The 20,689-nt window shown below is 63.4% G+C and carries 17 protein-coding genes; 7 read left to right on the top strand and 10 right to left on the bottom strand.

Annotated elements, in window-relative coordinates:
* Positions 1-40: 40 nt before the first annotated feature.
* The 3 genes from PCLY_RS15445 to PCLY_RS15455 form a co-directional block, all read right to left on the bottom strand.
* Positions 41-1,624 carry a peptide chain release factor 3 gene (locus PCLY_RS15445; RefSeq protein ID WP_061240526.1) on the bottom strand — a complete coding sequence of 528 codons (1,584 nt, stop codon included), beginning with the start codon at positions 1,622-1,624 and terminating at the stop codon, positions 41-43.
* Positions 1,625-1,720: 96 nt separating this feature from the next.
* Positions 1,721-2,449, bottom strand: coding sequence for a tetratricopeptide repeat protein (locus PCLY_RS15450; RefSeq protein ID WP_231740169.1), 729 nt, complete (start codon positions 2,447-2,449; stop codon positions 1,721-1,723).
* Entirely contained in the window at positions 2,446-3,126 is a 681-nt protein-coding gene (locus tag PCLY_RS15455; protein WP_061240528.1) for a Fe2+-dependent dioxygenase, read from the bottom strand. The genes PCLY_RS15450 and PCLY_RS15455 overlap by 4 nt, the downstream gene beginning before the upstream one ends.
* 177 nt (positions 3,127-3,303) lie before the next feature.
* Between PCLY_RS15455 and PCLY_RS15460 the strand changes: the two genes are divergently transcribed.
* The 3 genes from PCLY_RS15460 (at position 3,304) to PCLY_RS15470 (ending at position 9,899) form a co-directional block, all read left to right on the top strand.
* Entirely contained in the window at positions 3,304-5,631 is a 2,328-nt protein-coding gene (locus PCLY_RS15460; RefSeq protein ID WP_061240529.1) for a TonB-dependent receptor, read from the top strand.
* A 165-nt stretch (positions 5,632-5,796) separates the two neighbouring features.
* Entirely contained in the window at positions 5,797-8,322 is a 2,526-nt protein-coding gene (locus PCLY_RS15465; protein ID WP_061240530.1) for a sulfite reductase flavoprotein subunit alpha, read from the top strand.
* Positions 8,323-8,735: 413 nt separating this feature from the next.
* Positions 8,736-9,899: a type III PLP-dependent enzyme gene (locus PCLY_RS15470; RefSeq protein ID WP_061240531.1), complete on the top strand. Its 1,164-nt coding sequence runs from the start codon at positions 8,736-8,738 to the stop codon at positions 9,897-9,899.
* Positions 9,900-10,007: 108 nt separating this feature from the next.
* Here the strand turns inward: PCLY_RS15470 and PCLY_RS15475 are convergent, their stop codons facing one another.
* Complete coding sequence (locus PCLY_RS15475; RefSeq protein ID WP_061240532.1) at positions 10,008-12,215, bottom strand: TonB-dependent receptor domain-containing protein; 2,208 nt, start codon at positions 12,213-12,215, stop codon at positions 10,008-10,010.
* 228 nt (positions 12,216-12,443) lie between these two features.
* On the opposite strand from PCLY_RS15475, the gene PCLY_RS15480 reads away from it, so the two are divergent.
* A complete protein-coding gene (locus PCLY_RS15480) occupies positions 12,444-13,187 on the top strand; it encodes a 5-oxoprolinase subunit PxpA (protein ID WP_061240533.1) in 744 nt (247 codons plus the stop codon).
* Between the two features lie 4 nt (positions 13,188-13,191).
* Here the strand turns inward: PCLY_RS15480 and PCLY_RS15485 are convergent, their stop codons facing one another.
* Positions 13,192-13,482 carry a DUF2218 domain-containing protein gene (locus tag PCLY_RS15485; protein ID WP_061240534.1) on the bottom strand — a complete coding sequence of 97 codons (291 nt, stop codon included), beginning with the start codon at positions 13,480-13,482 and terminating at the stop codon, positions 13,192-13,194.
* Positions 13,483-13,525: 43 nt separating this feature from the next.
* Positions 13,526-14,167: an NAD(P)-dependent oxidoreductase gene (locus PCLY_RS15490; RefSeq protein WP_061240535.1), complete on the bottom strand. Its 642-nt coding sequence runs from the start codon at positions 14,165-14,167 to the stop codon at positions 13,526-13,528.
* Between the two features lie 100 nt (positions 14,168-14,267).
* Here PCLY_RS15490 and PCLY_RS15495 point away from each other — a divergent pair, with 100 nt between their 5' ends.
* Positions 14,268-15,155 (top strand): LysR family transcriptional regulator, encoded by an 888-nt coding sequence (locus PCLY_RS15495; RefSeq protein ID WP_061240536.1) that lies wholly within the window; start codon positions 14,268-14,270, stop codon positions 15,153-15,155.
* Positions 15,156-15,242: 87 nt separating this feature from the next.
* Positions 15,243-16,130, top strand: coding sequence for a PA4780 family RIO1-like protein kinase (locus PCLY_RS15500; RefSeq protein WP_061240537.1), 888 nt, complete (start codon positions 15,243-15,245; stop codon positions 16,128-16,130).
* Between the two features lie 84 nt (positions 16,131-16,214).
* Here PCLY_RS15500 and cueR read toward each other — a convergent pair whose 3' ends face one another.
* The 3 genes from cueR to PCLY_RS15515 all read right to left on the bottom strand — a co-directional run bounded on the left by cueR (position 16,215) and on the right by PCLY_RS15515 (position 19,591).
* Positions 16,215-16,652: a Cu(I)-responsive transcriptional regulator gene (cueR, locus tag PCLY_RS15505; protein ID WP_061240538.1), complete on the bottom strand. Its 438-nt coding sequence runs from the start codon at positions 16,650-16,652 to the stop codon at positions 16,215-16,217.
* A complete protein-coding gene (locus tag PCLY_RS15510; protein WP_061240539.1) occupies positions 16,649-19,030 on the bottom strand; it encodes a heavy metal translocating P-type ATPase in 2,382 nt (793 codons plus the stop codon). The genes cueR and PCLY_RS15510 overlap by 4 nt, the downstream gene beginning before the upstream one ends.
* A gap of 168 nt (positions 19,031-19,198) precedes the next feature.
* A complete protein-coding gene (locus PCLY_RS15515; RefSeq protein WP_061240540.1) occupies positions 19,199-19,591 on the bottom strand; it encodes a hypothetical protein in 393 nt (130 codons plus the stop codon).
* Between the two features lie 112 nt (positions 19,592-19,703).
* On the opposite strand from PCLY_RS15515, the gene PCLY_RS15520 reads away from it, so the two are divergent.
* Complete coding sequence (locus PCLY_RS15520; protein WP_061240541.1) at positions 19,704-19,901, top strand: heavy-metal-associated domain-containing protein; 198 nt, start codon at positions 19,704-19,706, stop codon at positions 19,899-19,901.
* Positions 19,902-19,976: 75 nt separating this feature from the next.
* On the opposite strand, the gene PCLY_RS15525 is transcribed toward PCLY_RS15520, so the two are convergent.
* Positions 19,977-20,597 (bottom strand): TetR family transcriptional regulator, encoded by a 621-nt coding sequence (locus tag PCLY_RS15525; RefSeq protein ID WP_061240542.1) that lies wholly within the window; start codon positions 20,595-20,597, stop codon positions 19,977-19,979.
* Positions 20,598-20,689 lie beyond the last annotated feature (92 nt).

Consider the following 20,689-nt stretch of genomic DNA (forward strand, 5'->3'; position numbering starts at 1 on the left):
CGAAATGAACAACGGCCCGCGAAGCGGGCCGTTTTCTTGATCAGTGGTGTTCGCGGGTGGCGCGGAATTTCACGTCCGGCCAGCGCTCTTCCATCAGACTCAGGTTGACGCGGGTCGGGGCCAGGTAGGTGAGGTGACCGCCGCCGTCCACGGCGAGGTTCTCATAGGCCTTGTCCTTGAACTCCTTGAGCTTCTTCTCGTCGCTGCACTCGATCCAGCGCGCCGACCAGACGTTGATCGCCTCATAGGCGCACTCGACCTTGTATTCCTCTTTCAGGCGGCTGGCGACCACGTCGAACTGCAGCACACCGACCGCGCCCAAGATGATGTCGTTGTTGCGCTCGGGGAAGAACACCTGGGTAGCGCCTTCCTCGGCCAGCTCCTGCAGGCCCTGGCGCAGCTGCTTGGATTTCAGCGGGTCTTTCAGGCGCACGCGGCGGAACAGTTCCGGGGCGAAGTGCGGAATACCGGTGAAGCCGAGGTTCTCGCCTTCGGTGAAGGTGTCGCCGATCTGGATGGTGCCGTGGTTGTGCAGGCCGATGATGTCGCCGGCGTAGGCTTCTTCCAGATGCTCACGCTCGCTGGAGAAGAAGGTCAGCGCATCGCCGACGCGCACGTCCTTGCCTAGGCGCGCGTGGCGCATTTTCATGCCCTGGGTGTACTTGCCCGAGCAGATGCGCATGAAGGCGATGCGGTCGCGGTGTTTCGGGTCCATGTTCGCCTGGATCTTGAACACGAAGCCGGAGAACTTTTCCTCGGTCGGCTCCACGCTGCGCTCGTTGGCCGCGCGCGGCAGCGGGCGCGGTGCCCAGTCGACCACGGCGTCGAGTACGTGGTCGACGCCGAAGTTGCCCAGTGCGGTGCCGAAGAATACCGGGGTCATCTCGCCCTTGAGGAAGGCGTCGGGCTCGAACTCGTGGCAGGCGCCCTGCACCAGCTCCAGCTCCTCGACGAAGCGCTCGTACATGTCGCCCAGGTGGTTGCGCGCCTCGTCGGAGTCCAGCTTCTGGATGATCTTGGCTTCGGTGCGCTCGTGGCCGTGGCCCGGGGTGTAGACGATGATGTAGTCGCCGGTCAGGTGGTAGACACCCTTGAAGTCGCGGTAGCAGCCGATCGGCCAGGTGATCGGCGCGGCCTTGATCCTCAGCACCGCCTCGATCTCGTCGAGCAGCTCGATGGGGTCGCGGATGTCGCGGTCGAGCTTGTTGATGAAGCTGACGATGGGCGTGTCGCGCAGGCGGCACACGTCCATCAGGGCGATGGTACGCGGCTCGACGCCCTTACCGCCGTCGAGCACCATCAGCGCGCTGTCCACGGCGGTGAGGGTGCGGTAGGTATCTTCGGAGAAGTCTTCGTGGCCGGGGGTGTCGAGCAGGTTGACGATGTGCTCGCGGTAGGGGAACTGCATCACCGAGGTGGTGATGGAGATGCCGCGCTGCTTTTCCATCTCCATCCAGTCGGAGGTGGCATGGCGGTCGGACTTGCGCGACTTCACGGTGCCGGCCACTTCGATGGCCTTGCCCATCAGCAGCAGCTTCTCGGTGATGGTGGTCTTACCGGCGTCCGGGTGAGAAATGATGGCGAACGTGCGGCGCTTGGCGACTTCGGCGGCCTGGGTGGTCATGGTGGAGAGGTCCTGTCGACGATGAGTCGAGCTGTCGAAAAAAGCCGCGATTATACCGGCAAAACGCGGCGCAGCGGTGGCCGCCTGGCACTCGCCTCAGGGCATTGCGGCAGCCAGTGCCGTTCGGTCATCGTCATCACCAAGTTCGGCCGCACGCTGGTGATAGGCGAAGCCCAGAGCGTCAAAGCCTGGCAGTGCCAGTACGCGGGCGCGCGCGGCGCGCAGGAAGTTCAGGTTGCCGCCGGCCAGCGCCTGTTGCAGCCAGTGCCGCGCTTCCTCTGCTTTACCCAGTTCAAGCAGGCGTAAGGCGTAGCTGAACTGGCCGCGAAAGTCCCCGGCCTGCGCCGAGCGCTGGAACCAGGTCAGTGCCGCTTCGCGATCCGGCGCGGTGAGCACGCCTTCGTCGAGGTAGCGGCCGAGCAGGTTCATCGATTTGGCGTGTCCCTGTTGTGCTGCGCGCTGGTACAGGGTGAAGGCGGCGCTGTGGTTCTGCGTGATGCCACGCCCGGTGGCGAGCAGGTTGGCCAGGTTATACATGCCCCAGTCCAGCCCCAGCCCGGCGGCACGTTGGTAGTAGCCGAGGGCGGCGGACAGATCGGCGTTGCAGCCCCAGCCGTGTTCCAGGCAGCGGCCGAGCATGTTCAGCGCCATGGCGTGGCCCTGCCGCGCGGCTATACCGAACCAGGTGACGGCCAGTTTGGCATCGCGGGCGATGCCGTGACCTTCCAGCAGGATCTGCCCGAGCATCGTTTGCGCTTCCGCCTCGCCACGGGCGGCAGCGGCGAGCAGCAGGCCGGCGGTGGCACGCGGGTTGTCCGCGCTCACACGTCCACCCAGCGACGCAGCAGGTTGTGGTAGGTGCCGGTGAGCTGGATCAGCGAGGGGTGATCGGGCACGTCGCGTGTCAGGGTCTGGATCGCCACGTCCATCTCGAACAGCAGTGCGCGCTGGCTGTCTTCGCGCACCAGGCTCTGCGTCCAGAAGAACGACGCCAGGCGCATGCCGCGCGTTACTGGCTGCACGCGGTGCAGGCTGGTGGCCGGGTAGAGCAGGAGGTCGCCAGCCGGCAGCTTGATTTCGCGGGTGCCGTAGGTGTCCTGGATCACCAGCTCGCCGCCGTCGTAGTCCTCCGGTTCGTTGAAGAACAGGGTGGAGGACAGGTCAGTGCGTACCCGCTCGCCGGTTTCACGCACGGCGCGCACGGCATTGTCGATGTGATAACCGAAGGTATCGCCGGTGCGGTAGCAGTTGAACAGCGGCGGGAAGATCTTGCGCGGCAGGGCCGCTGACATGAACAGGGCGTTTTGCTGCAGGCGCTGCACGATGGCTTCGCGCAGTTCTACCGCCAGCGGATTGTCATCGGCCAGTTGCAGGTTGTGTTTGGCCTTGGCCGATTGGTAGCCGGCGGTGGCCTTGCCGTCCATCCATTCGGTGCCTTCAAGGGCCTGGCGGATGTTGAGGACTTCGTCGCGGGTGAAAATCTGGGGAATATGCAAAATCATGAGGTGATCCAGGCGGTATCAGGGGGGCATTTTCGCTTTATGAGTCGTTTTTCTCGGCGCTGGAACGAAGGCTTCTGATGTGTTTGCGAAATTGTTTGCTAATTATTCGCATTTGTATTGAAAAATACAATTTGTTGCAAATAAGATTCGCCCGCCTTTTCACGTGAGCACACGTCAATGCATAAAAACGAGTCAACACTGCCCGCTGCACAGCCACAAAAATCGCTACTGGTTTCCGCTATCGGACTCGCCATCGTCTCTCATGGCAGTGCCGTGGTCGCTGCCGAAGCGGACACGAAGAAGACCTCGCAAATCGAATTGGAGAGTGTGTCGGTCACGGGGACTGTCGAAGCCGACGACTACCAGCCCGATGCCCCGGCGTCGCCGAAGTACACCGAGCCGCTGCGCGACATCCCGCAGACCATCACGGTGGTGCCGAAGCAGGTCATGGAGGATCAGAACCTGCTGACCATGCGCGACATTCTCAGCACCGTACCGGGCATCACCTTCGGCGCGGGTGAGGGCGGTGGCGGTTATGGTGACAGCATCAACCTGCGCGGCTTCTCGGCCAGCAACGACATCCAGGTCGATGGTGTGCGTGACAGTGCTCAGTACAGCCGTACCGACCCGTTCAACCTGGAGCAGGTGGAAGTGGTCAATGGCGCCAGCTCGGTGTATTCCGGCGGCGGTTCGGTGGGCGGCACCATCAACCTGGTGACCAAGAGCCCGCAATTGCGTGACTTCAACACCGTCAGTGCCGGTGTCGGCACCGACAGCTACAAGCGCATCACCCTCGACAGCAATCACACGCTCAACGACACCACGGCGTTTCGTCTCAACCTGATGGCCCACGGTAACGATGCGCCGGGCCGCGATCATGAAGACTACGAACGCTGGGGCATCGCCCCTTCGATCGCCTTCGGTCTGGGCACGGCGACCCGTGTGACCGCTGCGTTCGAGCACCAGGAAGACGACAACCTGCCGCAATTCGGCGTGCCGATCTACGATGGCAAGATCATGCAGGGCGCGGATTGGGACAACTACTACGGCTATCGCAACGTCAACAAGCAGGAAATCACCACCGATGCCTTCAGCCTCAAGCTGGAGCATGACTTCAACGACGCGCTGTCACTGCGCAACTTCAGCCGCGTGGCGCGCGTGCGTCAGGAAACCTGGGTGTCCGGTCCGGAAGGGGCGTCGACTGCCTGTCTGGCCAGTGGCACACGCCCGGACGGCAGCGCCTGTACGGGGGGGCTGACCCCTGGCTTCTTTCAGCCCAGCGGCGGTTCGCTGGGTAATGCTCGCGATACCGAGAACCGAATCTTCACCAACCAGACCGACCTGACCAGCCGCTTTGCCACAGGCTTCATCGATCACACGCTGGTCACCGGTTTGGCCTTCAGTCGCGAAGAATACGAGGCCGATACCGGTAACTGGCGCTATGACGCCAGCGGCACGCTGGTCACGCCGCCGCCGGTGAGCATCAGCAATCCGGATTCGCATTGGAATGGCCCGGTCAACCTCCGCAAGACCGCACAGATCGATGGCGAGCTGAACAACCGTGCCGTGTACGCCTTCGACACCCTCAAGTTCAACGAGCAATGGGAACTCAACGGCGGTGTGCGCTATGAGCGCAACGAGGGCAGCTCGGCGACCGACACCATCGATGCTGCTACCGGCGCTGTGACTCGCGGTGGTCGATATCACAACAGTGACGACCTGGTGTCGTATCGTCTTGGCCTGGTATACAAACCTGCCGAGAACGGCAGCATCTATGTGGCCTACGGCAACAGCCAGACCGCCTCACAGGCTACGGTCAACGGCAGTTGCTTCAGCGCTGGGCGCCGCGGTGGCGCGAGCAGTAACAACTGCGATGCCGACCCGGAAAAATCCGTCAGCTACGAGGTCGGCACCAAATGGGATCTGCTCGATGAGCGCCTGTCGCTGACCGCGGCAGTGTTTCGCAATGATCGCACCAACTACAAGGTGGCCAGTAACGACCCGAGCAACCTCTCCGGCGAGCAGGCGCTCGATGGTCAGGCCCGTGTCGATGGCGTAGCGCTGGGAGCGATGGGGGCGATCACCGACCGCTGGAAGGTATTCGCCAACTACACCTATCTGCATACTGAAGTGCTGCAGGGCGTGAGCGACTACACCCGCCAGACCACCGGCGTCGATGCGCAGAAGGGCAAGCCGTTGACCTTCACGCCCAAGCATGCGGCAAGCATCTGGACCACTTATGACCTGCCCTACAACCTGCAGGTCGGTTACGGCCTTACTACCCAGAGCAAACAGTACCTGGCTAGCGCCGATGGCGCTCCGACCGCTTCAGGCTACACCGTGCACCGGGCAATGCTGGGCTACAAGGTCAACCGCAATCTGGACCTGCGCCTGAACGTCAACAACCTGTTCGACAAGCAGTACCTGACCCGCATCCGTAACAATGGCTGGGCTACGCCGGGCGATGGTCGCGCGGCGATTTTGACTGCCAACTACAGCTTCTGATGCTGTGAAGCCGGTCCCTGGTGCGGTTTTTCCGTGCCGGGGACTTTCTGCGTCTGGGGGTGGGTAAATTCGATGTAAAGCCTATTCATTGAAAACCTATCTCAAATAGAATCGCATCTCGTTTGCCGGGGTGGCATTCTCAATCGTGATGCAAGAGTGATCGTCGTGTTCAAGAAAATCATCTTCCAGCTGCACTGGTTCTTCGGCATCACTGCCGGCCTGGTGCTGGCCATCATGGGCATCACCGGCGCCCTGTACAGCTTCGAGGGCGAGATCACCCGGGCGCTCAACGCTGAGCGCTGGCAGATTCAGCCAAGCGAGCAGGGGCACTTGCCTCCGGCCGAACTGGCTGCGCGGATCGAAGCGGCCACCGCTGACCGCGTCACCAGCCTGTGGGTCGATGTCCGGCATGACGGCCCCGGCACGGCCTTCCTGTCGCCACTGCCGGGTGAGCGACGCGGCCCGCGTATCATCTTCGACCCCTACACCGGTGAGGTGCTGGCCAAGCCCGTGGGCCAGGACTTCTTCCGCCTGATCCTGAATCTGCACCGCTTTCTCACCATGGGTGAGGTGGGTAAGCAGATCACAGCCTTCAGTACCCTGGCGCTGATCTTCTTCTGCCTGTCCGGGCTGTATCTGCGTTGGCCACGCCAGGCGTTGAACTGGCGTACCTGGCTGAGCCTGGACTGGAAGAAGAAAGGCCGCAGCTTCAACTGGGACCTGCATGCCGTCGCCGGCACCTGGGCGCTGCTGTTCTACCTCTGCGCCGGGCTCACCGGCCTCTATTGGTCCTATGACTGGTACCGTGAAGGGCTGACACACCTGCTCGCCGACAAGCCGCCGCAGCAGCGCTCGGCAGGCCGTGGTGCTCACAAGGTGTCCAGTGGCTCGGTGCCCGAGGTCGACTACGAGGCCATGTGGCAGGGCATTCGCCAGGCGACCGGGGCGCATCTGGTGGCCTGGAACCTGCGCCTGCCGGCGGCAGCCGGAGAGCCGGCGACGGTCTTCTATATGCTTGATGACGCCGAGCATCCGCGCGCCCTCAGTCAGTTCCAGATCGATCCGCAGAGTGGCGCAGTCAGCGGCCACGAGCGCTATGCCGAGCAAAGCCTCAAGGCGCAGTTGCTGATCAGCGTGTATTCGCTGCATACGGGGGAGTACTTCGGCATGCCGGGGCGCATCCTGATGATGATTGCCAGCGGCGCCATGCCGCTGTTTTTCATCACGGGTTGGCTGCTGTACCTGGACCGCCGACGCAAGAAGCGTGCGGCGCAGGCGGCACGTGGCACGCTGACGGCTGACGATTCGGGCGACGGCTGGCTGGTAGGCTTCGCCAGCCAGAGCGGCTTCGCCGAGCAACTGGCCTGGCAGAGCGCCGGGCAGTTGCAGGCGGCCGGCATCCCAGTGCGGGTCGAACCACTCTCGCGCCTCGATAGCGACAGCCTGCGCCAGACGCAGAAGGCGCTGTTCGTGGTCAGCACCTTTGGTGATGGCGAGGCGCCGGATACCGCGCAGGGCTTCGAACGCAAGGTGCTTGGCAGCTCGCTGCCGCTGGGGCAACTGAGTTATGCGGTGCTGGCCCTGGGTGACCGGCAGTATCAGCATTTTTGCGGTTTCGCCCGGCGCATCAACGATTGGCTGGGGCTGCAGGGCGCCCAGCGGCTGTTCGACAGCGTCGAGGTCGACGGTGCCGACGAGGCCGCGCTGCAGCGCTGGCAACAGCATTTGAGCGACCTCACCGGCGCCGCGCCGATGCGCTTCGAGCAAGCGCCGTGGCAGAACTGGACGCTGGTCGAGCGCCGTCTGCTCAACCCTGGCAGCCAGGGTGCAGCGGTGTTCTTCATCGGTCTGACGCCACCGGCGCAGAGATCCTGGCAAGCCGGTGACATCCTCGAGATGCGTCCGCGCCACGCGCCAGCGCGGGTGTTGGGCTGGCTGCAGCACTGCGGCTTGGATGGGCGCGAGTCGGTGATGCTGGATGGCCGGTCGATCAGCCTCGAGGAGGCGCTGGCCGAACGGCAACTGCCGGACAGTTTCGCGCACCTGGTGGGCTTGCACGCTCAGGCGTTGGTCGATGCGCTGGTGCCGTTGGGCACGCGGGAATACTCCATCGCCTCGGTCGCGGCTGATGGCGTGCTGGAGCTGATCGTGCGCCAGGCCGAGCAGGCCGACGGCAGCCTCGGCCTGGGCTCCGGCTGGTTGACCGAGTACCTGCCTCTTGGTGGGCAACTGCTGGCGCGGGTGCGGCGCAACAGCGGCTTCCACCTGCCGGACGATGACCGCCCGCTGATCCTGATTGGCAATGGCACCGGTCTGGCCGGGCTGCGCTCGCTGTGGCGGGCACGCGCGCTGGCGGGGCAGGGACGCAACTGGCTGCTGTTCGGCGAGCGCAACCGCGCGCAGGACTTCTTCTGTGGCGAGGAGTTGGAGGCGGCGCTGAGCAGGGGCGAGCTGCAGCATCTGGATCTGGCGTTCTCCCGCGACCAGGCCGAGAAGCGCTATGTGCAGGGGCTGCTGCGCGAGCAAGCCGAGCGCCTGCGCGCCTGGCTGAACGAAGGTGCGGCGATTTACGTCTGCGGCAGCCTGCAGGGCATGGCTGGCGGCGTCGATGCGGCGTTGCGCGAGCTGCTCGGCGACGAGGCGCTGCAGGCGCTGGTCGAAGAGGGGCGTTATCGCCGTGACGTGTACTGAAACGCGGGGCGTTCTCGCGCTTGAAATGGCCCTGAAACACGGCTGCGTCAAACTGTCTGAAAGCCCCGCCTGTTCAGCATTTCAGGACGTTTTGTGTGATATCCGGAACGAGATGAAATTAGGGTCAATTTCCGGTTGATCTGAGGGGCGCATGGTCTTAAAGTCCGCGCCCGAACGTCCATGCTGGAAACGATCCATCCGGCTCAAGTACTGACGACGAGAGATCGCTGGTGGCCCACCGCGATCAGTGATGCTCGGCGACATGCCTTGGGAAGTAGGCGAACCAAAGTGGGGAAACTGTCAGACGTTCAGGCTTGTGCTTTGCGCGGCCACCCCCGACACGTAGCGGAACCTGTCAGGCGTTTCGCTGCCCGAATTCATGTGTTCCTGGTTTTGCCATTGGAGTCCCCAGCATGTCGATCAAGGTCGAAGACTACTACGCACCCGCCACTTTCCAGCGCATGAAGGCATTCGCCGATCAGCACGAGACACCCTTCGTGGTGATCGACCGGCAGATCATCGCCGACGCCTACGATCAACTGGGCAACTGCTTCCCGTTCGCCAAGATCTATTACGCGGTCAAGGCCAACCCTGCCACCGAGATCATCGAGCTGCTGCGCGACAAGGGCTCGAGTTTCGACATCGCCTCGATCTATGAGCTGGACAAGGTCATGGCCACTGGCGTTGGCCCGGAGCGCATCAGCTACGGCAACACCATCAAGAAATCCCGCGATATTCGCTATTTCTTCGACAAGGGCGTGCGCCTGTTCGCCACCGACTCCGAAGCCGACCTGCGTAACATCGCCAAGGCCGCACCGGGTTCGAAGATCTACGTGCGCATCCTCACCGAAGGCTCCACCAGCGCCGACTGGCCGCTGAGCCGCAAGTTCGGTTGCCAGCCGGACATGGCCCTGGACCTGCTGATCCTGGCCAAGCAACTGGGCCTGGTGCCGTACGGCATCTCCTTCCACGTCGGTTCGCAGCAGCGTGACATCGACGTCTGGGACGCCGCCATCGCCAAGGTCAAGGTGATCTTCGAGCGCCTCAAGGAAGAAGACGGCATCACCCTGCAGATGATCAACATGGGTGGAGGCTTCCCGGCCAACTACATCCAGCGCACCAACGACCTGGAAACCTACGCCGAGGAAATCACCCGCTTCCTCAAGGAAGACTTCGGTGACGACTTGCCGGAAATCATCCTCGAGCCGGGTCGTTCGCTGATCGCCAACGCCGGCGTTCTGGTCTCGGAAGTGGTGCTGGTGGCGCGCAAGTCGCGTACCGCCGTGGAGCGCTGGGTCTACGCTGACGTGGGCAAGTTCAGCGGCCTGATCGAAACCATGGACGAGGCCATCAAGTTCCCCATCTGGACCGAGAAGAAGGGCGAGATGGAAGAAGTGGTGATCGCCGGCCCGACCTGTGACAGCGCCGACATCATGTACGAGAACTACAAGTACGGCCTGCCGCTGAACCTGGCCAGCGGTGACCGCCTGTACTGGCTGTCCACCGGTGCCTACACCACCAGCTACAGCGCGGTGGAGTTCAATGGTTTCCCGCCGCTGAAGTCCTACTACCTGTAAGGCAACCGAAGGGAGGCCAGGTTGCAATATGCCTCCTGGCGCCCTGCGCAGCGCCCGTAAAGCAAAACGCCAGCCCTTGGGCTGGCGTTTTGCTTTGTTCAGCTGTGCTCAGAACTCGATCACTGCCGACAGCCAAAGGCGGCGACCTTCTTCCATTACGCCAGTGGTGGACTGGGTGCTCTGGATGTAATCCGTACCGTAGGCCGTGCCATTGGCCGCACCACTATTGGCATAAGTGGTATAGGCCTTGCCCTTGACGAAGTCCTTGTCGAGCAAGTTGTAGATTGCCGCGTTGAGCGTCACGTTTTCCGAGGCTTTGAACGAGCCGCCCAGGTGGAACAGAGTGTAGGCCTTGGTGTTCTTGCCCAGAGTGTCGTAGATCGACTGGTTGGTGGAGTAGCTGCCGTTGGCGTTGGCCAGGTTCTCGTACTTGGAGGTAAAACGGGCACGTTCTCCACGGTACTCGCTCTTCAGCCAAAGGTTGAGGCGAGCGGTGCTCTGCCAGGCGAGCTTGGCATTGGCCAGATGTTCAGGTGTGTTGGTCAGCGGCTGACCCTTGTTCTCCCCGCTTTTCTGCTCGCTATCGGTATAGGTGTAGTTTGCGCTCACCGTCCAGGCTGGGGCGAAGTTCCAGCTCGCGGCGAGTTCCAGGCCCTGGGTCACGGCTTCGTCGATGTTGATCTGCTGGGCGCAGGTGCCGCCAGTGTTGCCAGCGCATAGCGGGTCGGCAACTGGGTCGCCGGTGGCGATCTTGTCCTTGAATTTGTTATGGAACAGGGTGGCGTTGGCGTTAAGGCCGGACAGGCTGTCGAAGTACACACCGAATTCGGTACTGGTGGTGGTTTCGGGTTCTAGATCCGGGTTGCCGATGGTGATGATGGTGCCCTGGCCGGTGACACCATTGATGCCGCTGTGCAGTTCGTTCAGATCTGGTGTACGGTAGCCACGGCTGACGCCGCCTTTGAGCGTCCAGTTTTCGGTGGTGTTCCATACCAGATAAGCGCGGGGGCTGACGTGGCCGCCGAAGGCTTCGTGGTCGTCATAACGAGCACCCAGCGTCAGAGCCAAATCATCACGCAGACGCCATTCATCTTCGGCGAAGAGTGCCCAGGTTTTCTGCTCGAAATCGTCTAGTGCGATGCCGTCCGTCATTTCGGCTTTCCACCACTGACCGCCGAGCATGGCAATGTGCGATTGGCCTATGGGGGCCACGAGTTTTGTGTCGAAAACCAGATTGGTGGTTTCCAGATTTCGGTCGTCACCGATGAGTGTGCCCGGGATTCCGGAGCTGTTGCCGATAACGTTGCCTGGAATGGTGCGGCCTATGGTTTCGGTACGGTTATGCATCAGGCTGGAATCCAGGGTGCCGAAGCCCAGGCGTGCGCTGTGGGTCAGGGCGACCTGCTCGCGCTCGAAGCGTAGCTCGTCGCTATAACCGTTGGCGGTGGTGGCGTTGGCAGTGCAGTTGCGGTTCAAGCCATCCAGGCTGCCGAGTTGGCACTCGTCGTTGTTGTACTTCTGGCGGCTGCGCTCGATATCCAGGCCGAAATCGTGATCCTCGTGAGGCGTAAGAGTTAGACGTGCCCCTAGATTGTTGGTACCGCCATCGACTGGAGACGGGCCTCGTTTGCTAACGTCCGCACCGTTTCCGTAACTCAGATCGGACTCTTCCCGATTGAACAGGCTGCCCCTTACCTGTAAGCCGAGCAGGTCGCCTATCAGCGGGCCGCTGGCATAGACGCTGGTGCTGCGGGTATCGCCGAAATCGCGGTGTTCCTGGTAGGTGTAATCCTGGGTCAAAGAGCCGGTCCACTCTTTGCCGACTTTACGGGTGATGATGTTGATCACGCCGCCCATGGCATCCGAACCATAAAGGGTCGACATCGGCCCACGAATCACTTCGATACGCTCGATGGCCGACATCGGTGGCATGAAACTGGTGGATGTTTCGTTGAAGCCGTTGGGGGTGACGTTGCCTGCCGTGTTCTGGCGACGGCCGTCGATCAGAATCAGGGTGTACTGGCTGGGCATGCCGCGGATGCTGATATTCAGGCCGCCGGTTTTGCCGGTGCCCTGGCCGATGTCGATGCCTTCTACATCACCCAGGGCCTGCGCCAGATTGTTGTAGCGTTTCTGCTGCAGTTCTTCGCGGCTGATCACGCTGATGCTGGCCGGGGCTTCGGTGATCTTCTGCTCGAAGCCGGACGCACTGACGACCACGTCACCCAAGGTGATGGGCTCGTTGGCCTGAACGCCAAAACTGGCGGCCAAGGCAATGGCGCTGGCCAAGGCAGTACGGGAATTGAGGGGGGACATCGATCTACTCCTGGCGGTAAAAGGGTGCAGTCGTAACGAGTGCAAACGGCCGGGATGATAGTGATTTGCATATAAGGTTCAATTGCGAATGATATGTATGCCCATGCGCTTCGGCTGCAGAGCCCGTGGTGGCTGGGCTGCAGGTAGGTGTAAATTTTGTAAATACGAGCAATTCTCGAGTGGCCCCAGGGCTTTACGCAGCCTTTCCAGGCGCTCTAATCTGCAGATATGAACCGTATTCTTCTCAACTGCGACATGGGTGAAGGCTTCGGCGCCTGGCGCATGGGTGACGACCGACTGGCCATGCCGCTGATCGATCAGGCCAACCTGGCGTGCGGCTTCCATGCCGGGGATCCGCTGATCATGGCGCGTGGCGTCGAGCTGGCGGTGATGCACGGGGTGAGTGTTGGCGCGCATCCGTCCTACCCGGATCTGCAAGGCTTCGGTCGGCGTCATCTGCAGTGTTCGCCCGAGGAGGTCCGGGCACTGGTGCTCTACCAGCTCGGTGCGCTGGATGCCTTCTGCCGGGCCGCCGGTTGTCAGCTGGCTTACGTCAAGCCGCATGGCGCTCTGTACAACGATCTGGTGCGTGACGATGCGCTGCTGATGGCGGTGCTCGATGCCTGTGCCAGTTACCGCAAGGGCCTGCCGCTGATGGTCTTGGCGCTGGCCGACAATGGTCGTGAGCTGCGCTTGGCTGACGAAGCCGATGTGCCGCTGATGTTCGAGGCGTTCGCCGACCGCGCCTATCTGTCAGATGGTCAATTGGCACCACGCCGGCTCAGCGGCGCGGTGCACCAGGATGCCGAGCGCATCCTCGATCAGGCCCTGGCCATTGCTCAGGGCGAGTCTTTTGCCGACATCGATGGCAAGCCGCTGCGGCTGCGGGCTGACAGCCTGTGCGTGCATGGCGACAACCCCGAGTCGCTGGCGGTGCTGCGCCGTTTGCGCGCCAGGTTGGACGCGCTCTGAGCGATCAGCTGGGTTGCCAGTTCAGCGTCAGTTGCTGCTGCCAGGCAAAGCGCTCGAAGTGACTGCCGACGACGCCCTCCAGGCGTTGTAGGTCCTCGCTGTTGGCGCTCTCGACCAGCAGGCGCAAACCCTGATTTTCTGCTGTCAGGGTCGCCTGGCCGGTGCCGAACTCGATACGGCCCTGATGTTCATCGAAGCTGACCGGAATCTTGTGGGCGAAGTGCTTGCACAGGCGGCTGATGTAGCGCGCCGGAGTGTCGGTTGTGACGAAAGCACAGCTGCTGAATGGGCTCATGAAAAATCCTCTGGGTTATTGGCGTGGGCAGCGGCCGCGATGTTCAGTACGCCACGGTGAAGCGCTGGCGGATATGCTGCGGCCGCTCGGCTTCGTCGATCAGCGCCACGGCCAGGTCGGCGACCGAGATGCTGCCCGGTTCGTCGCCATTCATCAGCAGCTCGTCCTGACCCAGGCGGAACTTGCCTGTGCGTGGCCCCGGAACGAGCAGGGCGGCTGGCGAGAGAAAGGTCCACTCCAGCCCGGGTTCTTCACGCAGCATGTTCAGCGCCTGACGCGCGCCCTCGGCGCCTTCCTTGTACTCGGCGGGAAAGTCCGGGGTGTCGATCAGTTGCACGCCGGGTGCGACGTACAGACTGCCGGCACCGCCCACTACCAGCAGGCGTCTGACACCTGCCTGCTTGCTGGCCGCGATGATCGAGCGGCTACCAGCGATGAACTGCTCACGAATGTCCGCCACACCCCAGCCGGGGTTGAAGGCGCTGATCACCGCGTCGTGGTCGTGCAGCTGTCGGGCCAGCGCCGCGCTGTCGTGAACGTCGGCCGCAACGGCGCTGAGCTGCGCATGCGCGCTCAGCTTGTGTGGGTGGCGCACCAGGGGGGTGACCTGATGACCACGGTTCAGGGCCTCTTGCAGTAGCGGGGCGCCGACATAACCAGTGGCGCCGATCAGTGCGATCTTCATTGGGGAAATCTCGAATAGTGATGGTGAACACATGATCGCTGCTGGATAAACGCGGGAAAAAGTGGCCTGATGCACTTGGATAATTAAGCAGGGCTTGATAATGGAGCAGCTCAAACACATGGCGCTGTTCGCCACCGTGGTGGAAAAGGGCAGCATGGTGGCCGCTGCCGAAGCCCTGGGGATGAGCGCCTCTGCGGTCAGCCAGCAGATCCGCCGGCTGGAGGAGGCCACTGGCGTCACGTTGCTGCATCGCACCACGCGCAAGCTGGCGCTGACCGAGGCCGGTGCAAGCTTCTACGACAGCTGCCGGCAGATCGTCGAACTGGCGCAGCGAGCCGAGCAGCGCCTGGCCGAGCAGCGCGATGCCCCGGTCGGAGAGCTGCGTGTCGCCGCGCCGGTCGGCTTTTCCGGGCCACTGCTGTGCGAAGCGCTGTCGCCCTTGCTCAGTGCGCATCCGGGGCTGAGCCTGAGCCTGTTCTTTCACGATGAGCCGATCGACCTGGTCGAGTCGCGCATCGACCTGGCCGTGCGTGTCGGCCGCCAGGAGGATTCCAGCCTGGTGGCCCGTTACGTGACCGACTGGCGCATGATCCTGTGCGCGGCGCCGGCCTATCTGGCTCGTGTCGGTGTGCCGGTCGAACCGCAGCAGTTGCTCAGGCTCGACTGGATCGGCCTGCATCTGGAGCGCAACCAGCACCTGACATTGACTGGCCCCGGCGCAGTGCAGCAGCGTCTGCGGCTGGAGACGCGCATCAGCTGCAACAACATTCTGGCTGCGCGCCAGTTCACCCTCGCCGGCATGGGCGTGTCATTGCAGCCCGAACCGGAAATCCGTGACCTGCTGGCCCGTGGCGAACTGCTGCCGCTGCTAGCGGATTGGCAACTCGAATCCATCGGCCTGTATATCGTTACGCCCCGGCGCGATGCGCAACCGGCCAAGGTGCGCTACGCCATGGAGGCGCTCAGGCGTCATCTGGTCAGTGCATGAACATCAACAGTCGGCATCCGCCTCTGGCTATGCGAGGATGGGGCTGTAATCAATTTCTCCGCCAGAAAGGACCCGTGATCCACACCGATGAAGACGCCCAAACGTATTGAGCCCCTGGTCGAGGACGGCCTGGTGGATGAGGTGCTGCGGCCGCTGATGAGCGGCAAGGAAGCAGCGGTCTATGTGGTGCGGTGTGGCGACGAGCTGCGCTGCGCCAAGGTCTACAAGGAAGCGAATAAGCGCAGCTTCCGCCAGGCATCGGAATATCAGGAAGGCCGTAAGGTTCGTGGCAGCCGTCAGGCTCGGGCCATGGCCAAGGGCAGCAGGTACGGGCGCAAGGAGCAGGAACAAGCCTGGCAGAACGCCGAAGTCGCCGCGTTGTTTCGTCTGGCCAATGCCGGCGTGCGGGTCCCCAAACCCTACGACTTTCTCGATGGCGTGCTGCTCATGGAACTGGTCGGCGACGGCGAGGGCGACGTTGCGCCCAGGCTCAATGACGTCGACCTGCACCCGGACGACGCGCGTGAGTTCCATGCCTTCATGATCCAGGAAATCGTCAAGATGCTCTGCGCCGGCCTGGTGCACGGCGACCTGTCGGAGTTCAACGTGCTGCTCGGCCCTGAAGGTCCGGTGATCATCGATCTGCCGCAAGCCGTGGATGCGGCGGCCAACAACCATGCTTTCAGCATGCTCGAGCGCGATGTGCGCAACATGGCCGAATATTTCGGCCAGTTCGCCCCCGAGTTGAGATACACCAAGTACGCCAAGGAAATGTGGGCGCTGTTTGAGGCCGGCAAGCTACAGCCCGACACGGCGTTGACCGGCGAGTTCGCCGACGTCGAGGACGCTGCCGATATCGACGCGGTGATGCGCGAGATCAAGGCTGCCCTGGCCGAGGAAGCGAAGAAGCAGGCCCTGCTCAACGCCGAAGACGAACCCAAGGACGCCGAACCGATCCCGCCTTGGATGCGCTGAAAGGGCTCCACTGCGTAGGGTGCGCCGCGTGTACCTGGCTTTGTGGGGCACAGGGGCGCTCAAATGCCCCGGATTGCATCCAGGCTACGCAGTGCCTTCGTTGTGATGCGAGCACTTCGTAGCGCCACAGCCTACGCCCTGCTCGATGCCTTTGAGGATCGGGCAATCTGGCCGGTCGTTGCCTTGGCAGCTGGTCGCCAGCTCGACCAGCGTGTCGCGTAGCGCACTCATCTCGGCGATCTTGCGTTCCAGCTGCGCGATATGCCCTTCGGCCAGCGCCTTCACATCGGCACTGGCGCGCTGCTTGTCCTGCCACAGGGCCAGCAGCTTGCCGACTTCCTCCAGCGAGAAACCCAGGTCCCGCGCGCGCTTGATGAAGGCCAGGCGGTGCAGGTCGCTCGCGCTGTACTGTCGGTAGCCACTCTCCGAGCGCCCGGCATGGGGCAGCAGATCGATGGCCTCGTAGTAGCGAATCATCTTGGCGCTGAGGCCGGTGTGCTTGGCGGCTTGGCCGATGTTCATCGCATTTGATCTCCCCTCGGCTTCCAGCGACTGAGCAGCAGCGCGTTGCTCACCACGCTGACGCTGGACAAGGCCATGGCGGCGCCGGCGAACATCGGGTTGAGCAGGCCGGCGGCGGCCAGCGGGATGCCGATCAGGTTGTAGATGAAGGCCCAGAACAGGTTCTGGCGGATCTTGGCGTAGGTACGCCGGCTGATGTCCAGCGCCGCTGGTACCAGGCGCGGATCACCGCGCATCAGGGTGATGCCGGCGGCATGCATGGCCGCATCGGTACCGCCGCCCATGGCGATGCCAACGTCGGCAGCCGCCAGGGCCGGCGCATCGTTGATGCCATCGCCGACCATGGCCACGGTGCCCTGTTGACGCAGCTCGCCGATCAGGCGTGCCTTGTCCGCTGGCAGCACCTGGGCGTGTGGCTCGTCGATGCCGAGTACGCTGGCGACCGCCGCGACGCTGCCCTGGTTGTCGCCACTGATCAGGTGGCTGGTGATGCCCTGTTCGCGCAGTTCGGCGATGGCTTGGGCGGCGCCGTCCTTGAGCTGGTCACCGAAGGCCAGCAGGCCAAGCAGGCGCGGCGCGCTGGTGGTCTCGATCAGCCAGGACAGGGTGCGGCCTTCTGCTTCCCAGGCCTGTGCCGATTCGGCCAATGCCCCAGCCTGCAGATGGTTTTCTTCCAGAAGGCGGCTGCTGCCCAGTTGCAGGCTGCGGCCTTCGACCTCGCCGGCGATGCCGCGCCCTGTCAGCGCACGGCTGTCGCTCAGCGCTGGCAGGCTGATGCGCTGCTCGCCACAGCGCTCCAGCACGGCCTTGGCCAGCGGGTGTTCGCTGCCCTGTTGCAGGCTGCCGGCCAGGCGCAACAGTTCCGCCTCGCTGGCATCGCCCAGGCCGATATGGACGATGCGCGGCCTGCCTTCGGTGAGGGTGCCGGTCTTGTCGAAGGCAACGTGCTGCACGGCGTGCGCCACTTCCAGCGCTTCGGCGTCCTTGATCAGGATGCCGTGGCGCGCGGCGACACCGGTGCCGGCCATGATTGCGGTCGGCGTGGCCAGGCCCAAGGCGCAGGGGCAGGCGATCACCAGTACCGCCACGGCATTGAGCAGAGCGCTTTCCACTGGCGCGCCCAGGGCCAGCCAGCCCAGTAGCGTGGCCAGGGCGATCAGCAGCACGGCGGGGACGAACACCTGGCTGACCTTGTCCACCAGTTTCTGGATCGGCGCCTTGGCTGCCTGGGCGTCCTCCACCAGGCGGATGATCCGTGACAGCACGGTTTCCGCACCGAGGGCGGTAGCCTCCACCAGCAGGCGGCCTTCGCCGTTGATGGCTCCGGCCGTGACCTTGTCGCCCACTTGCTTGGCCACTGGCAGGCTCTCGCCGCTGATCAGCGCTTCGTCGGCATGGCTACTGCCTTCCACCACCTGACCGTCGACCGGGAAGCGCTCTCCCGGCTTGACCAGAACGCGATCGCCCAGCGCCAGTGAGTCGATCTCGACGCGCTCCTCGCGCCCCTCCACCAGGCGCACCGCATGATCTGGGCGCAGCGCCTGCAAGGCGCGAATGGCGCTGGCGGTCTGGCGCTTGGCGCGGCTCTCCAGGTACTTGCCGAGCAGGATCAGGCTGATGACCACCGCTGAGGCCTCGAAATACAGGTGCGGCATCTGTCCGGCCGGTGTCACGGCCCACTGGTAGAGGCTCAGGCCGTAGCCGGCGCTGGTGCCGATGGCCACCAGTTGATCCATGTTGCCGGCACGAGCCTTCAGCGCTTGCCAGGCGGCGCGATAGAAGCGTGCGCCGAAGATAAACTGCACCGGTGTGGCGAGCAGGAACTGCGCCCAGGCGGGCAGCATCCAGTGCAGGCCGAAGGGCGCGAGCAGCATCGGCAGCACCAGCGGCAGGGTCAGGGCGATGGCGGCCAGCAGGGTCAGGCGTTCACGTTGCAAGCGGCGCTGCGCCAGGTCTGTGGTTGGGTGTTCGTCCAGCAGGCTGGCCTTGTAGCCGGCGGCGTCCACGGCCTTCAGCGCCTGTTGCGGGTCGAAGCCGGCGAGCACCTGCAGGCGCGCCTTTTCGTCGGCGAGGTTGACGGCGATGTGGCTGACGCCCGGCAGTTTCCCCAGCGCACGCTCGATGCGGCCGACGCAGCTGGCGCAGGTCATGCCTTCGATGGCGAGCTCCAGGGGCTGGCTGGGTACGCTGTACCCCGCAGATTCGATGGCGGTGATCAGTTGCGGCAGGCTGCCACCGGGCGCTTCGATACGCGCCTGCTCGTTGGCCAGGTTGACGCTGGCGTTGCTTACCTGCGGCAACTTGCGCAGCGCGCGCTCGACACGGCCAGCGCAACTGGCGCAGGTCATGCCCTGGATCGGCAGGTCGAAGGTCGTCATGGTTGCGCTCCCTGTGACAGGCCGTTGAAAAACCCAGGCGAGGCACTCTGACAGAGCTCGCACGCAAGGCCGTCTTTAACGCAGCAATGCCAACGCAGGTAGTTCTTCAACGGACTGGTAACGTTGTGGCTACAGGATCAACCTTGCCCCCATGGCAAGGTCAAGCCTTCAGTTCAGCGTCGGCGCGACATGCAGTCGCAGGCCATCGCTGCCCATGGCGATGCGGTAGCGGCGCACCTCACCAGCCCGCAGTTCCAGCGCCTGGCCGGCGAGCTGGTTGATGCCGTCCTGGCAGGAGCCGGTACCGGTCAGGCCAAGGCGCAGCGAAACCCTGCCAGGCGGCAGGTTGAAGGACACCGACTGGCCCTGGTGCAGGCGGGCGGCCATCTGATCATGCAAATACAGCGCGACTTCGCAGGTGGTGGCCACTTCGAGGCGTTCGCGCGAGACGATCAGCACCGCGTAGCCTTCGCCCTGGCTCGTCGCGGGTAATGGTGCCAGCGGTTCGGCCTGGGCCAGAGGCGCCATCAGCAGGACAAGGGTGGAGCAGAGCAGGCGCATGGCGAAGGGCCTCGTACACAAACGCGGTGAATGACATGGGGCAAAGGCTTGACCTTGCCATCGTGGCAAGGTCGAGACTACACCCATCGACCACTGATTCAAGGAGTCAGCAATGCAGCAATTCAAGGTTAGCGGAATGTCGTGCGGTCATTGCTCGCGGGCCATCACTCAGGCAATCCAGGCGCTGGAGCAGGCCGCCAGGGTCGAGGTCGACCTCGCCGCCGGCCTGGTGCGTGTCGATGCCCAGCTGGATGCCGCGCAGATTCAGGCGGCGATTCGCGAAGAGGGTTACGAGGTGGTGCCTGCGTAGCGTCGCGGGCAGCGCTGCATCAGTCAGGGAAACTGTTGAGAACCACCTCGGCATCCATGCAGTCGTCTACGCCTGCTACGGCCACTGCCGCAGTAGGCCGCGGAAGCAGCTGTCGATCATCGCCGGGGTGTCGGTCTGGGCGTCGAACAGGTTGGGATCGCGCAGCCAGTCGCTGAACAGGCCGACGATCAGCGCGTGCAGCGTGCGCGAGGCCAGGCGTGGAGTGATGTCGGGCTGCAGGTGCGGTTGTACCGCTGGCAGGGCGAACTGTTGTTCGCACAGGGCGATGAACTGATTGACGAAGGTTTCGTGGCGTTCCTCGGCTTCACGCAGGTCTTCGGTGAACTCGCAGCGGCGCAGCAGCACGGTGAGGATGCGCCGGCGCTGTTCGTCCAGCACCAGGTTGGCCATGGCCTCTATGCACAGGTCGCGCAGCAATTGCAGCGATGACAGGCCATCGACCGCCGCCAGCTGTTCGGCCAGTGGCTCGAGCGGCAGACGTACCTGGTTGAGCATTTCATGGAACAGATGGGCCTTGTTCTGGAAGTGCCAATAGACTGCACCGCGCGTGACCCCGGCATGCCGGGCGATATGCTCGAGGCTGGTATGGGCGACTCCGCGCTCGAGAAACAGGTGTTCGGCGGCGGCGAGGATGGCGCAGCGGGTTTTCTCCGCATCTTCTTTGGTTCTACGCATGGCGATCCGGTTTTTGGAACTAGGCTCAGAGGGTGCCGAGTGTACCGATTTTGCCCTGCCTGCTGGTGGCGTGCTGCGTCATGCCGATGCTC

The sequence above is a fragment of the Ectopseudomonas composti genome (assembly GCF_001567565.1).
In the GTDB taxonomy this organism is placed as follows: Bacteria; Pseudomonadota; Gammaproteobacteria; order Pseudomonadales; family Pseudomonadaceae; genus Aquipseudomonas; species Aquipseudomonas composti_A.

Coding starts and splice junctions, on each gene's coding strand:
- PCLY_RS15445 (WP_061240526.1), bottom strand. CDS start 1,624: ATGACCACCCAGGCCGCCGAAGTCGCCAAGCGCCGCACGTTCGCCATC.
- PCLY_RS15455 (WP_061240528.1), bottom strand. CDS start 3,126: ATGATTTTGCATATTCCCCAGATTTTCACCCGCGACGAAGTCCTCAAC.
- PCLY_RS15460 (WP_061240529.1), top strand. CDS start 3,304: ATGCATAAAAACGAGTCAACACTGCCCGCTGCACAGCCACAAAAATCG.
- PCLY_RS15470 (WP_061240531.1), top strand. CDS start 8,736: ATGTCGATCAAGGTCGAAGACTACTACGCACCCGCCACTTTCCAGCGC.
- PCLY_RS15475 (WP_061240532.1), bottom strand. CDS start 12,215: ATGTCCCCCCTCAATTCCCGTACTGCCTTGGCCAGCGCCATTGCCTTG.
- PCLY_RS15480 (WP_061240533.1), top strand. CDS start 12,444: ATGAACCGTATTCTTCTCAACTGCGACATGGGTGAAGGCTTCGGCGCC.
- PCLY_RS15485 (WP_061240534.1), bottom strand. CDS start 13,482: ATGAGCCCATTCAGCAGCTGTGCTTTCGTCACAACCGACACTCCGGCG.
- PCLY_RS15490 (WP_061240535.1), bottom strand. CDS start 14,167: ATGAAGATCGCACTGATCGGCGCCACTGGTTATGTCGGCGCCCCGCTA.
- PCLY_RS15495 (WP_061240536.1), top strand. CDS start 14,268: ATGGAGCAGCTCAAACACATGGCGCTGTTCGCCACCGTGGTGGAAAAG.
- PCLY_RS15500 (WP_061240537.1), top strand. CDS start 15,243: ATGAAGACGCCCAAACGTATTGAGCCCCTGGTCGAGGACGGCCTGGTG.
- cueR (WP_061240538.1), bottom strand. CDS start 16,652: ATGAACATCGGCCAAGCCGCCAAGCACACCGGCCTCAGCGCCAAGATG.
- PCLY_RS15510 (WP_061240539.1), bottom strand. CDS start 19,030: ATGACGACCTTCGACCTGCCGATCCAGGGCATGACCTGCGCCAGTTGC.
- PCLY_RS15515 (WP_061240540.1), bottom strand. CDS start 19,591: ATGCGCCTGCTCTGCTCCACCCTTGTCCTGCTGATGGCGCCTCTGGCC.
- PCLY_RS15520 (WP_061240541.1), top strand. CDS start 19,704: ATGCAGCAATTCAAGGTTAGCGGAATGTCGTGCGGTCATTGCTCGCGG.
- PCLY_RS15525 (WP_061240542.1), bottom strand. CDS start 20,597: ATGCGTAGAACCAAAGAAGATGCGGAGAAAACCCGCTGCGCCATCCTC.